General features: G+C 72.2%; 11 protein-coding genes. 2 read left to right on the top strand and 9 right to left on the bottom strand.

Features of this window, described 5'->3' with window-relative positions:
• Positions 1–82: 82 nt before the first annotated feature.
• From AB0C04_RS03780 to AB0C04_RS03750, 7 genes are all read right to left on the bottom strand, one after another.
• Complete coding sequence (locus AB0C04_RS03780; protein ID WP_357047761.1) at positions 83–964, bottom strand: potassium-transporting ATPase subunit C; 882 nt, start codon at positions 962–964, stop codon at positions 83–85.
• On the bottom strand, positions 964–3,156 hold the full coding sequence (gene kdpB, locus AB0C04_RS03775) for a potassium-transporting ATPase subunit KdpB (protein WP_357047758.1): 2,193 nt from the start codon (positions 3,154–3,156) through the stop codon (positions 964–966). The genes AB0C04_RS03780 and kdpB overlap by 1 nt, the downstream gene beginning before the upstream one ends.
• Before the next feature lie 20 nt (positions 3,157–3,176).
• The gene (gene kdpA / locus AB0C04_RS03770; RefSeq protein ID WP_357047755.1) at positions 3,177–4,832 is read right to left on the bottom strand and encodes a potassium-transporting ATPase subunit KdpA; all 1,656 of its coding nucleotides are present in this window, start codon (positions 4,830–4,832) and stop codon (positions 3,177–3,179) included.
• Positions 4,832–4,921 carry a K(+)-transporting ATPase subunit F gene (kdpF, locus tag AB0C04_RS03765; protein WP_262287437.1) on the bottom strand — a complete coding sequence of 30 codons (90 nt, stop codon included), beginning with the start codon at positions 4,919–4,921 and terminating at the stop codon, positions 4,832–4,834. The genes kdpA and kdpF overlap by 1 nt, the downstream gene beginning before the upstream one ends.
• Positions 4,918–5,061, bottom strand: a complete 144-nt coding sequence (locus tag AB0C04_RS03760) for a hypothetical protein (RefSeq protein WP_357047750.1) — start codon at positions 5,059–5,061, stop codon at positions 4,918–4,920. The genes kdpF and AB0C04_RS03760 overlap by 4 nt, the downstream gene beginning before the upstream one ends.
• A gap of 138 nt (positions 5,062–5,199) precedes the next feature.
• Positions 5,200–5,775: a hypothetical protein gene (locus AB0C04_RS03755; protein WP_357047746.1), complete on the bottom strand. Its 576-nt coding sequence runs from the start codon at positions 5,773–5,775 to the stop codon at positions 5,200–5,202.
• A complete protein-coding gene (locus tag AB0C04_RS03750) occupies positions 5,765–6,241 on the bottom strand; it encodes a hypothetical protein (RefSeq protein ID WP_357047743.1) in 477 nt (158 codons plus the stop codon). Before AB0C04_RS03750 ends, AB0C04_RS03755 begins: the two co-directional genes overlap by 11 nt.
• 241 nt (positions 6,242–6,482) lie before the next feature.
• Here AB0C04_RS03750 and AB0C04_RS03745 point away from each other — a divergent pair, with 241 nt between their 5' ends.
• Complete coding sequence (locus AB0C04_RS03745) at positions 6,483–8,402, top strand: APC family permease (protein ID WP_357047740.1); 1,920 nt, start codon at positions 6,483–6,485, stop codon at positions 8,400–8,402.
• Between the two features lie 34 nt (positions 8,403–8,436).
• Complete coding sequence (locus AB0C04_RS03740; protein ID WP_357047737.1) at positions 8,437–11,634, top strand: BTAD domain-containing putative transcriptional regulator; 3,198 nt, start codon at positions 8,437–8,439, stop codon at positions 11,632–11,634.
• Here AB0C04_RS03740 and AB0C04_RS03735 read toward each other — a convergent pair.
• Both AB0C04_RS03735 and AB0C04_RS03730 read right to left on the bottom strand, forming a co-directional pair.
• A complete protein-coding gene (locus AB0C04_RS03735; protein ID WP_357047734.1) occupies positions 11,610–12,401 on the bottom strand; it encodes an ABC transporter permease in 792 nt (263 codons plus the stop codon). The genes AB0C04_RS03740 and AB0C04_RS03735 overlap by 25 nt on opposite strands.
• Positions 12,398–13,354, bottom strand: a complete 957-nt coding sequence (locus AB0C04_RS03730; RefSeq protein ID WP_357047731.1) for an ATP-binding cassette domain-containing protein — start codon at positions 13,352–13,354, stop codon at positions 12,398–12,400. Before AB0C04_RS03730 ends, AB0C04_RS03735 begins: the two co-directional genes overlap by 4 nt.
• Between the last annotated feature and the right edge of the window lie 55 nt (positions 13,355–13,409).

Here is a 13,409-nt window from a genome sequence, read left to right as displayed (position 1 = left end):
TCTCCGGTCGGCCGGCCCCGTGGGGCGGCCACGGCACGGGGCGAGACCACCGGTGGTGGCCTCGCCCCGTGCGCTCGGTGTGTCAGCGGGCCGGGAACTCCCGGTCCAGGGCCAGGTTGAGCTCGAGGACGTTCACTCCGGGCTCCCCCATGAAGCCGAGCGCCCGGCTGTTGGTGTGCGCGTCCACCAGGCGACGGACCGCCGTCGGGTCGGCGCCGCGCTCGCGTGCGACCCGGTTCACCTGAAGCTCGGCGTACGCCGGGCTGATCTGCGGGTCGAGGCCGCTGCCGCTGGCGGTGACCGCGTCCGCGGGCACCGCGGGCGTGGCCGGCGCGTTGCCGCGGATCGGGGTGATGATCCCGCCGTCGGCCACGTAGTCCTCGCCCGGCTGGGCCGGCTCCACCGACACGCCCTCGAAGGTGGCGAGGAACGGGGCGGCCGGGGCGGCCTGGTTGACGCTGACCACCCGGGTCACCGTGCCGGTGAGACCGTCGGCGCGGAACACCGCGAGCACCGCGCCGACCCCGTCGGTGGTGCAGAACGGGCGGCTGCCGTCCACGCCGTTGAGCTCGCCGACCGCCTTGCTGCGCTCGCAGACCTGGGTGAGCAGGCTCTGCGTCGACTCCTCGGGGTCGGTGGCGATGGTGTCCACCACGCTCTCCGGGCCGAGGTTGCTGGCCGCGGTGGCGGTGGGGTCGTAGCCGTCACCGGCGGCCGACGGGCGGCTCTGGAAGTAGCGCGCGACCGGGTTGCCGTCGGCGTCGGTGAACGACTGCCCGATCAGGCTGCTGCCGACGGTCTGCCCGCCGACGTTCACCAGGGACCCGTCCGCCTTGCCGGCGAGACCGGGGATCTGGCCGACGGCGACCAGCGCGAGCGGGTAGGCCAGGCCGAGCAGGACGGTGAAGACGAGCAGGGCCCGTAGGGCAGCGAGGTGCTGGGCGAGCCAGTTTGGTAGGCGCATCACGAGATCCCTGGAATGAACTGGATGATCAGGTCAATGATCTTGATTCCGACGAACGGCACGACGAGGCCGCCCAGGCCGTACAGCCACAGGTTGCGGCTGAGCAGCTTCGACGCGCTCGCCGGCCGGTACCGCACGCCGCGCAGGGCGAGCGGAATCAGCACGACGATGATGATCGCGTTGAAGATGACCGCGGAGAGGATCGCCGACTCCGGGCTGGACAGTCGCATGATGTTCAGCGCGTCCAGGCTCGGGTAGAGGCCGGCGAACATGGCCGGGATGATCGCGAAGTACTTCGCGACGTCGTTGGCGATGGAGAAGGTGGTCAACGCGCCCCGGGTGATCAGCAACTGCTTGCCGATCTCGACGATCTCGATGAGCTTCGTCGGGTCCGAGTCGAGGTCGACCATGTTGCCGGCCTCCTTCGCGGCCGACGTGCCGGTGTTCATCGCCACGCCGACGTCGGCCTGGGCCAGCGCCGGAGCGTCGTTGGTGCCGTCACCGGTCATCGCGACCAGCCGGCCGCCCTGCTGCTCCTTCTTGATCAGGGCGAGCTTGTCCTCCGGCGTGGCCTCGGCGAGGAAGTCGTCCACCCCGGCCTCGTCGGCGATCGCCTTCGCGGTACGCGGGTTGTCGCCGGTGATCATCACGGTCCGGATGCCCATCCGGCGCATCTCGTCGAAACGCTCGCGCATCCCGGACTTGACCACGTCCTTGAGGTGGATGACACCGAGCGCCCGGGCGGGCTGACCGTCCACGTGCTCAGCGACGACCAGCGGGGTGCCGCCGGTGCCGCTGATCGCGTCCACCAGGTCACCGACCTGAGCGGTCGGGTGGCCACCGTTGTCGCGTACCCACTTCATCACCGCGGCCGCGGCGCCCTTGCGGATCCGGCGGACGCCGCCGTCGACGCTCTCCGCGCCGAGGTCGACGCCGCTCATCCGGGTCTGCGCGGTGAACGGCACGAAGGTGGCGTGCGGCATCACGCCCGGCTCGCGCTCGCGCAGCCCGTACTCGTTCTTGGCCAGCACCACCACCGAGCGCCCCTCCGGGGTCTCGTCGGCCAGGCTGGAGAGCTGCGCGGCGTCCGCGACGTCCGCGGCGGTGACTCCCTCGACCGGCAGGAACTCGGCGGCCTGCCGGTTGCCGAGGGTGATCGTGCCGGTCTTGTCGAGCAGCAGGGTGTTCACGTCGCCGGCCGCCTCGACCGCGCGACCGCTCACCGCAAGCACGTTGCGCTGCACCAGGCGGTCCATGCCGGCGATGCCGATCGCCGAGAGCAGCGCGCCGATGGTTGTCGGGATCAGGCAGACCAGCAGCGAGACCAGCACGACTCCGCTGACGCCGGAGCCGGTGATCGCACCGGTGTCCGGCGCGGCGGCCTGGTACGCCTTCGAGAAGATCGCCAACGGCTGGAGGGTGACCACCGCGAGCAGGAAGATGATCGTGAGCGCGGCGAGCAGGATGTTCAGCGCGATCTCGTTCGGCGTCTTCTGCCGGTTGGCGCCCTCGACCAGGGCGATCATCCGGTCGATGAAGCTCTCCCCGGGCTTCTGGGTGATCTTCACGACGATCCGGTCGGAGAGCACCCTGGTGCCGCCGGTGACCGCGCTGCGGTCGCCGCCGGACTCCCGGATCACCGGCGCGGACTCACCGGTGATGGCCGACTCGTCCACGCTGGCGATGCCCTCGACGACGTCACCGTCGCCCGGGATGGTGCCGCCCGCCTCGACCAGGACGATGTCGCCCTGCTTCAGCTCCGGTGCGGGCACCGCCTCGTCCGAGTACCGGTTGGCCGGCGTGCCGGGCGCCCAGCCGATCAGCCGGGTGGCGATGGTGTCCCGCTTGGCCTGGCGCAGGGTGGCCGCCTGGGCCTTGCCCCGGCCCTCCGCCACGGCCTCGGCGAGGTTGGCGAAGAGCACCGTCAGCCAGAGCCAGACGGTGATGGCCCAGGCGAACACGGACGGATCCGCGACCGCGAGCACGGTGGTGAAGACGGCGCCGATCTCGACGATCAGCATCACCGGGTTGCGCCACAACGTGCGCGGGTCGAGCTTGCGCAGCGCGTCCGGCAGGGACCGGAACAGCTGCTTCGGGTCGAGCAGACCCCCGCCGACCCGGTTGCCCTGGGTGGCCGGGGTGCCCGCGGTCGGCTGTTCGCCGGCCCCGGATGTCACCGACGTGACGGACATGTTCTCGTTCCTCATGGGGTTCACAGCCCCTCAGCCAGGGGGCCGAGCGCGAGTGCGGGCAAGAAGGTCAGCGCGACCAGGATCACCGTGACGCCGACGACCATCCCGACGAACAGGGGCCGGTGGGTCGGCAGGGTGCCCTCGGACGCCGGGGTGGGCTGCTGCCGGGCCAGCGAACCGGCCAGGGCGAGCACGAAGATGATCGGCAGGAACCGGCCGAGCAGCATGCACAACCCGAGCGCGGTGTCCCACCAGGTGGTGTTCACGGTGATGCCGGCGAACGCGGAACCGTTGTTGTTGCTCGCCGAGGTGAACGCGTAGAGCACCTCGGAGAGCCCGTGCGGGCCCACGTTCAGCGCGGTCGAGTTGTTGCCGGTGGCGAACGCCGCCGCGGTGCCGATCAGCACCAGCGCCGGGGTGATCAGGAAGTACATCGAAGCGAACTTGATCTCCCGGGCGCCGATCTTCTTGCCCAGGTACTCCGGCGTACGGCCGACCATCAGCCCGGCCACGAACACCGTGATCACCGCGAGGATCAGCAGGCCGTAGAGGCCGGCCCCGACGCCGCCCGGGGCGACCTCGCCGAGCATCATGTTGACGATCGGCATCATGCCGCCGAGCGGCGTGAACGAGTCGTGGAACGAGTTGACCGCGCCGGTCGAGGTCAACGTGGTCGCCGCGGCGAAGGTAGCCGAATTCGACACGTCGAAGCGGACCTCCTTGCCCTCCAGCGCCGCGCCGACCGCCTGCGGCACGGTGCCGTGCCCGGCCAGTTCGAAGACGTTGGTCAGCGTGACGCTGGCCAGCGCGAGGATGCCCATCACCGCGACGATGGCGTAGCCCTGCCGGTTCTGGCCGACCATCCGGCCGAACACCCGGGGCAGGCTGAACGGGATCACGAAGATCAGGAAGAGCTCGAGCCAGTTGGTCCAGGCCGTCGGGTTCTCGAACGGGTGAGCACTGTTCGCGTTGTAGAAGCCACCGCCGTTGGTGCCCAGCTCCTTGATCACTTCCTGGCTGGCCACCGGCCCGCCGGTGATCGTCTGGCTGCCACCGGTCAGCGTGCTGACATCGGTGCCGGCGGAGAGGTTCTGCACTACACCGCCGATCATCAGCGCGATCGCGCTGAGCACGGCGATCGGCAGCAGGATGCGCAACGTGATCCGGGTCAGGTCGACCCAGAAGTTGCCCAGCTGCTCGGTGCGGTGCCGGGCGAAGCCGCGGACCAGGGCGACCGCGACCGCGATGCCGACCGACGCGGAGACGAAGTTCTGCACCGCCAGGCCGGCCATCTGCACCAGGTGACCCATGGTCGACTCACCGGAGTACGACTGCCAGTTGGTGTTCGTCACGAACGACACCGCGGTGTTCCAGGCGCCGTGCGGCACCACCGCGTCGAAGCCCAGCGACAGCCAGAGCTTGTCCTGCACCCGCTGGAACAGGTAGAGGAACAGGATGGAGACGGCCGAGAAGGCCAGCACGCTGCGGGCATAGACGCCCCAGGTCTGCTCGGCGGCCGGGTTGACCCCGACCAGCCGGAAGATCCCGCGCTCGACGCGGGACTGCCGGGTGCCGGAGACCACCCGGTACATGTAGTCGCCGAACGGCTTGTAGACGGCGACCAGCGCCACCACCAACGACAGGATGAAGATGACGCCGGCTGTTGTCATGGTCATCAGAAGCGCTCCGGGAACAGCAGGGCGACCACCAGGAACAGACCCAGGCCGATCGCCAGCACCAAGCCGACGGCGTTGACCGCGCTCACAGCTTCTCCACCGCCCGGATCACCAGGGCGAGCGCTGCGAACAGCGCCACCGTCAAGACCACGAACACCACGTCAGACACGCTGACTCCTCGTACGGAAAGGTTCGTCGCGACCGCCTGCCGGTCGCGCCGGGCAATCAAAGCGCCACCTGCTGCGCGGCGACAGGGTCCATAACGCGACCATGACGGCACGTCCGGCTTTCTTGACGGCGTTTTCACGGTCCGGCCCCGAACGGGTGAGCCGCCCCACAGGGAGGCGGCATGCCTGATGAGCGGGGGTCAGGGCCGGCTGCCCCAGCTGGGCAGGATCGGGGGCAGGTCAACCAGGAGCGCCGACGAGCCGCGCGCCGACGGGGCGCTGGTCGAGTCGTCGGGCCCCTGCCGGCCGTACTGGTCGGGGAGGTCACCCCAACCCCGGTACGGGCGGGGCGGGTCGGGTGGTTGCTTTTTCGGGGTGTCCGGCTGCGGCTGCTGCACCTGGCACAGATGAGTCCAGTCCTGGCCCAGGTCGAACACGTACGCGAAGGACGCGCCGGCCGGCAGGAGGTCGAGGTGACTGGTCCGCCCGTCACGGGTGCCCGGAAAGGCCGGCCCGTCCCGCCAGGCCGACCAACTGATGTCGGTGCCGTCCGGCAGCACGAACATCCGTAGATGCGCCAGATCCCAGCGGCCGAAGGCGACGTCGATCGCCTCGGCCAACTGGGAGAAGGTGTGCCGGCGACGGGCGAGGAAGACCCGGCCGGGGCGCGGCCACCAGTCCCGGCCGCGTCCGCTGACCAGCTCGACCGAGATGGACAACACGCCGTCCGGCGGCGCGGGAAACACGCCGCCGGACGGTCCGGATTCAGGCCGCACGGCCCAGACCGTGGGTGCCGTCCGGTGGGGCCACCACGGACTCGGCGGCCGACCGGGGCAGCACCGTCGGGGTTGGATCGGGAGTCGCCCCGGGCGGCGGTACCGATGAGCGCATGTGCCGGTACCCAGCCCCCAGGACTCCGGCGAACGCGATCACCGCGGTGTACGCCCAGACGCCGCCGGAGACGCCTGTCAGGTCCCCGAACTGGTTGACCAGGAACCCGATGAAGGTCGCCGCGGCCAGCACCGTCGTCACGGCCAGCGCTCGCAGGTCCGGCACGACGGCGGCGTACCCGCCGACCGCGACCGCGACGACGAGCAGCCGGCCGGGCAGCTCGGCCGGCGGGAAGAGCGCAGCGGCCAGCAGCGTCGCCGCGACCACCAGCACTGCGCCGACCGCGACGCTGATCCCGGTCGGTGTCCGACAGTCCCCAGTTCCGGTCTCCCGGCCATGATCGACGCTCACCGCACGCCTCCGCCGAACTCGAGCCCGCCTGCCGGGCCCGTACGTCGCCATACCAGTCCGGCCGGCCGGCCACCGTCGACGGTTTTCACGCACCCGTGACGGCCGAGGCGGGATTCTTGACGGGGTCATAACGCGGCCCGCCAGGGCCTTCGTGAAACCGCCGTACTGATTTCCGGCCACTCCGTGAAGAAGCCGTATAGACCAACCAGGCCACAGAGCCCACCGACGCATGGTGATGCGCATGGTCAGTTCTCCCACCGCGCTCGGTCCGGAGCCCGCAGGACGCCCGAGCCCCACCACGGCGCTGGCGGGCGCCGCGTCCGGGCGGACCCGCCGGCCGATCGGCCGGACGAACCGGAACACCGATGGCCGGGAACGGCTCTCCGTGTCCGGCGGCCTGGCCGCGCTCTCCCTGGACGCGATGGCGTCGGTCTCGTACGGCCCCGAGGCGATCGTGCTGGTGCTCGCCGCCGCCGGCGGCGCCGGCTTGGGCCTCACCCTGCCGGTCACCCTGGCGATCGCAGGCCTGCTCGCGGTACTGGTCCTCTCCTACCGGCAAGTGATCGCCGCGTTCCCCGATGGCGGCGGCGCCTACGCGGTGGCCAAGCGACACCTGTCCCGGCGCACCAGCCTGGTCGCGGCTGCCTCCCTCGTAATCGACTACGTGCTGAACGTGGCCGTCTCGGTCGCGGCCGGTGTCGCCGCGCTGACCTCGGCCTTCCCGGCGCTGCTGCCGTACACGGTGCAGCTCTGCCTGGGGGTGCTGGTGCTGATCACCGCAGTCAACTTGCGCGGCATCGCGGCCAGCGCCCGGGCGTTCATCCTGCCCACCGCCATCTTCGTCGGGTCGATCTGCACGGTGATCGTCGCCGGCCTGCTTCGCGACGCACCGGCAGCCATCAGCACGGCGGTGCCGGCCACCGGGCCCATCCAGGCGGTCGGCGCGCTGCTGCTGCTCAAGGCGTTCGCCAACGGTTGCGCCGCGCTGACCGGCGTGGAGGCCATCGCCAACGCGGTCCCCTCGTTTCGGGAGCCCGCCGTGCGGCGTGCGCAGCGCGCCGAGGTGGCGCTCGGCGCCCTGCTGGGCGTCATGCTGATCGGTCTCGCCACGCTGATCGGCCGGTTCCAACTCCACCCGGTCGAGGGGGTGACCGTGCTGGCGCAGCTGACCGACGCCGCGCTGGGGCACGGGATCGCGTTCTATGTTGTGCAGTTTGCCACCATGGTGCTGCTCGCCTTGGCTGCGAACACCTCGTTCGGTGGGCTGCCGGTGCTGGCCCGGCTGCTGGCCGAGGACAACTACCTGCCGCATGTGTTCGCCCTGCGCGCCCGGCGCCAGGTCCACCGCTACGGAGTCCTCGTGCTCTCAGCGGTCGCGGCGGTGCTGCTGGTGGCCGCGAACGGGCAGATGAACACGCTGGTGCCGCTCTTTGCGATCGGCGTCTTCGTCGGCTTCACCATCGCCCAGTACGGGATGGTCCGGCACTGGCTGATCGAGCGCGGGCGGGGCTGGCGGTGGAAGTTGGGTCTCAACGGCTTCGGCGCCCTACTGACCTTCGCTGCCGCCATCGTGACCACAGGCAGCAAGTTGTCCGAGGGCGCCTGGCTCATCGCGCTCGCCCTGCCGCTGCTGGTGTTCGGCTTCGAGAGTGTGCACCGGGCATACGACCGCTTCGGCGCGAGCCTGCGGCTGGGCCAGACGCCCGCGCCGCCGCGCCCCGGGCCGTCGGTCGTGGTCGTCGCGGTCGGCGATGTCTCCGAGCTGACCAGGCGGGCACTGGCCGCCGCGCTCTCCCTTGGCGACGAGGTCGCCGCCGTGCACGTCACTTACGCGGACGAGCCCGGATCGGCGGAACGATTCCAGACGAAGTGGGAGGCCTGGCACCCGGACGTCCCCGTCGCGGTGGTCGAGTCCACCGACCGGGACCTGGGCCGGCCGGTGGTCGAGCACCTCCGGGGGCACTACCCGGGACGCCACGTGTTCGTGGTCATCCCCGAGGTGGCGCCGCAGCGGCGGTGGGAGCGGATCCTGCGGAACAACCGCGGCTCGGTGCTGGAGCGGGCGGTCCGCCGGGACACCGACGCGATCGTCTGCCGGATGCGCTTCCCGGTGCCCGCGCCGCGCCACGCCGCTGAGGCGGGCGCCCCGGCCGGGGCGTGACGCCGGCGGACCCCGTCGTGACTAACCTGGTCCGGTGACCGCCGAGCTGACCCTGCTGTCAGGTGTCTCCTACCGGGGCCGGGAGATCACCGGACCCCGGCTGCGCGGGCTGCTCGCGCTGCTCGCCGGTGACCTGCGCGCCGGGTGCGGCACCGGCCGCCTGATCGCCGGGCTCTGGCCGGACGAGCTGCCGGAGAACCCGCCCAAGGCGCTGCAGATCCTGGTCTCCCGGGTGCGCGCGCAGCTCGGCGCGGACGTCATCGCCCGGACCGCCACCGGCTACCGGCTCACCCTGGCCGAGGAGCAGGTCGACGCCGCCGCCGTGTTGCGCCACGCCACGGTGAGCGCGGAGCGGGCTCGGGCCGGCGACCATGCCGCGGCGCTGTCCAGTGCGGACGCCGGCCTGGCCTACTGGAGCGGGCCACCCGAGGAGAGCGCCGCCGGCGACCCGCTCGCCGAGCTGCGGGCCGAACGGGCCACCGCGTACCGGTCGCTGCTGCGCTCCCGGGCGCTTGCGTTGGCCCGGCTCGGCCGGCACGCCGAGGCGGTCGGACCGCTCGCCGAGCTGGCCGGCGGACCGACCCGCGACGAGGAGCTGCTCGGCGAGCTGCTGCGCGCCGAGGCGGCCACGGTCGGTCCGTCGGCGGCGCTGGCCCGGTACGAGGCGTACCGGCGGTCGCTCCGCGACGAACTCGGCACCGATCCCGGAACGGCGCTGCGGGAGGTGCAGCGGCAGCTGCTGCGGGACGAGCCGCCGCCGGTCCGGCACGGCGTGCCGCACGACCCGAACCCGCTGCTCGGGCGGGACACCGACGTCGCCGCCGTGACCGAGCTGCTGCGCGCCTCCCGGGTGACGTCCATCGTGGGGCCTGGCGGGCTGGGCAAGACCCGACTGTCGTACGCGGTCGCCCGGCAGGCCGAGCAGCGCGTCGTCCACCTGGTGCCGCTCGCCGGCGTGCGAGCCGACGAGGACGTGGCCCGTGAGGTGGCCGCCGCGCTCGGCATCGGCGAGACGCTCGGTACGCCGGCCGCCGCCCTGTCCGCCGGGCGGGACCCGGCGACCGCCATCGCCGCCGTGCTCGGCTCGGGGCCGACGCTGCTGGTGCTCGACAACTGCGAGCACGTCGTCCGAGGGGCCGCCGAGCTGGTCGGTGCGCTGGTCTCGACGACCCGCGAACTGCGGGTGCTCACCACCAGCCGTACCCCGTTGGGCCTCTCCTCCGAGTCCGTCCACCTGCTGCCGGAGCTGACGCTGCCGACCAGCGTCGAGCTGTTCGGGCAGCGGGCGCGCGCCGGGCGACCCGGCGTCGACCTGCCCGGGGACGTGGTGGCGGCGCTCTGCCGCCACCTCGACGGGCTCCCGCTCGCGGTGGAGCTGGCGGCGGCCCGGGTGCGGACCATGTCGGTGGCCGAGATCGCCCGCCGGCTGGACGACCGGTTCGCCCTGCTCCGCGGCGGGGCCCGGGACGCGCCGCAGCGGCACCACACGCTCCACGCGGTGGTCGACTGGAGCTGGGCCCTGCTCGACGAGGCCAGCCGGACGGCCATGCGTGCCCTCTCCGTCTTTCCCGGCGGGTTCACCGCCGACGCGGCCCGGTACCTGGTCGACGGCGACCCGCTGCCGGTGCTCGAACACCTGGTGGACCAGTCGCTGCTCAAGGTCGACGAGACCCCGACGGGCATCCGGCTGCGGATGCTGGAGACGGTCCGCGAGTTCAGCGCCGCCCGCCGCGACGAGGCCGGCGAGACCGGGCCGGTGACCGACCGTCTCCTCGGCTGGGCCCGCGACGTCGGCCTCACGCACCACGAAGAACTGCTCGGCCCGGACGGGTTCGCCACCGTGGAGCGGATCCGCGCCGAGCAGGACAACCTCGTGCAGGCGTACCGGATGGGGCTGGCCCGTGCGGACTGCCCCACGGTGGCCGCCACCGCGGCCGTCCTGGCCGGCATCTGGACGCTGGACGCCGCCTACACCCGGATGATCGCGCTCGCCGAGGAGACCGGGCCGCCGCTCTCGCACTACCGGCCCGAGCCGGAGTTCGTCGAGGTGACCAGGGTCGCCTCGGCCCTCTGCGCGGCGAACCTGATGATGATCCAGGGCCCTCACCCCATCCGCAGCCTGGTGACCCTGCGCCGCCTGCCGCCACCGTCGCCGGACACCCTGACCGGTGCGCTGTCGATCCTGCTGAACGCCCTCCCCGCGATCGCCGCGGACCCCGCCGAGCTGCGCGCGCTCCGGGCCCGCCCCGAACCGCTCGTGGCCGGCCTCGCCCACTGCCTCGCCACCTACACCTGCGAGCGGGAGGGCGACCCGGAGGGCGCGCTCGACGCGGCCCGGCGGATGCTCGACGCCTTCGGGCCGGGCGTCACCCCGTGGTTGCGGATCCTCGCCCACTCCCGACTCAGCGAACTGCTCGCCCAGACGGATGAGTGGGAGGAGACACGACGGCACCTGATGGCGGCGCTGCGCCTGCTGGAGGAGACCGGGCCGTGGGCAGACGTGATCCAGATCCGGTGGGCGCTGGCGCTCGTCAGCCTCGGGGCCGGTGACGTCGACGCGGCGGAGCGCTGGCTCGAACTGGCGGCCCAGCACGGCACCGAGGACGCGTACGGGCTGGGGTCGTTCGAGCTGGGCGTCCGCGCCGAGGTCCAGCTCCAGCGTGGCCAGGTCGACCGCGGACTGGAGCTGTGGCGACAGGCCGTCACGGACGTCACCGCGTCCGTGGACCCGCTGTTCCAGACCGACGAGTGCGGCCGCCCCACCCCGTGGGCGCTCCAGATCGGGGCGGTCGCCGTCGTCGCGCACGCCAGGTCCGACCGGCTCGATCTCGTTCCCACGCTGCCGGATGTGCTGGCCGACCACCTGCACCGGATGCTGACGAATCCCGCCGTCAACCCGCCCGCGTTCGTGATGGAGCAGCCGGTCTCCGGCACGCTCCTCCTGGCGCTCGCCATGGTCGACATCGAGCAGGCCCGCAACGCCGGCGATCCCGAGGCCGCCGCCAGCGGCGCCCGGCTGGTCGCCCTGGCGGAGCGGTTCCGCTTCCTGCGGGAGTTCCAGCCCACGATGTCCTCGGCCACCGCGCGGCAGGAGGCCGAACAGGCCGACAAGGCGGCGTACGCCGACGCGGTGTCGACGTACGCCGCCATGGACCCGGGCGGGCTGCGGGCGGCCGCGCTGTCGGCGCTGGCCGCCCGTCCCGCCGGTCATCGCGACGGGTCGCGATCGTAGAGCTTGCGCGCCCACAGGTAGCTCAGCAGCGTGATCCCGGCGCACCAGGCGAGAGCCTGGGTCGCGCTGGAACCGATCGGCCCGCCCACCAGCAGGCCACGCAGGGTCTCCATCACCGGCGTGAACGGCTGGTACTCGGCGAACCAGCGCAGCCCGGTCGGCATCGAGTCGGTGGGCACGAACCCGCTGCCCAGGAAGGGCAGCAGCAGCAACGGCTGCGGAAGGTTGCTGGCCGACTCGACGCTCTTGCTGACCATGCCGAGGGCGACCGTGAGCCAGGTGACCGCGAAGGACACCGCGGCGAGCAGCCCGGCGGCGGCGAGCCAACCGATCGGGCCGGCGGTGGGGCGGAACCCGACCAGCAGCGCGATCGCGGTGACCACCGCGAGGCCGACCATCGTCTGGATCAGGCTGCCGACGACGTGGCCGGTCAGCACCGAGACCCGGGCGATGGACATGGTGCGGAACCGGGCCACGATCCCCTCGGTCATGTCCATCGCCACCGAGATCGCCGTGCCCTGCGCCACTCCGGCGATCGTGATCAGCAGGATGCCAGGGGTGACGTAGGTGGCGTACTCCTCGCGGCCACCGGCGGAACCACCGAGGCCGGCACCGAGGGTGCCGCCGAAGACGTAGACGAAGAGCAGCAGGAAGACCACCGGAAGGCCGATGATCATCACGGTCAGGGACGGGTACCGCAGCATGTGCCGCAGATTGCGGCGCAGCATGGTCGCGGAGTCGCTCAGGGTGTACGACAAGGTACTCATGCCGGGACCTCTTCCTGGGTGTCGTGGCCGGTGAGGGTGAGGAAGACGTCGTCGAGGTCGGGGGTGTGCACGCTCAGCGACTCGACCTCGACCGTGATGTCGTCGAGCCGGTCGAGGACGGCCCGCAGCGAGCGGACGCCGCCGTCGCTGGGCACCCGCAGGGTGAGCGCCTCGTCGTCGCGCTGCACCTCGCCGAGGACCCGGGCCGCCGCGGCCAACGCCTCGACGTCGGCGAAGCGCAGCCGGATGTGTCCGCCCGGCACCCGCCGCTTCAGCTCCTCGGCGGTGCCCTCGGCGACCAGCCGGCCGTGGTCCAGCACAGCGATGCGGTCGGCGAGCTGGTCCGCCTCCTCCAGGTACTGGGTGGTGAGGAAGATGGTCACGCCGCCGGACACCAGTTCCCGGATGACCTCCCACATCGCCCGGCGGCTGCGCGGGTCCAGGCCGGTCGTCGGCTCGTCCAGGAAGATCAGCCGCGGGTCGCCGACCAGGGTCATCGCCAGGTCGAGCCGTCGCCGCATGCCGCCGGAGTAGGTGGCAGCCGGCTTGCCGGCCGCGTCCACCAGGTCGAACCGCTCGAGCAGCTCGGCGGTCCGCCGACGCTCCGCGGCACGCCGAAGGTGACGCAGGTCGGCCATGAGCTTCAAGTTCTCCGCGCCGGTGAGCAGGTTGTCGACCGCGGAGAACTGGCCGGTGACGCCGATGCCGGCGCGCACCCGGTCCGGCTCGCGGGTCAGGTCGTGTCCGACGACCCTTACGTCGCCACCGTCCGCCCGGATCAGCGTGGACAGGATCTGGACCGCCGTGGTCTTGCCGGCGCCGTTCGGGCCGAGCAGCGCGAACACCGTCCCCTCGGTGACGTGCAGGTCGATGCCGTCGAGCACGACGTGGTCGCCGTACGTCTTGCGCAGGCCGGTCGCGGCGATCGCCGGCCGTGGTGCGGTTGTCGTCATGGGGGAAGCGTGCGCGGCACCCGGATCACGGCGGTTTCATCGCGGTTTCACCGGT

The sequence above is a fragment of the Micromonospora sp. NPDC048909 genome (assembly GCF_040649635.1).
Lineage (GTDB): Bacteria > Actinomycetota > Actinomycetes > Mycobacteriales > Micromonosporaceae > Micromonospora.
The sequence above is the reverse complement of the archived record's forward strand: the minus strand, read 5'-3'. Positions and strand labels throughout refer to the sequence as shown.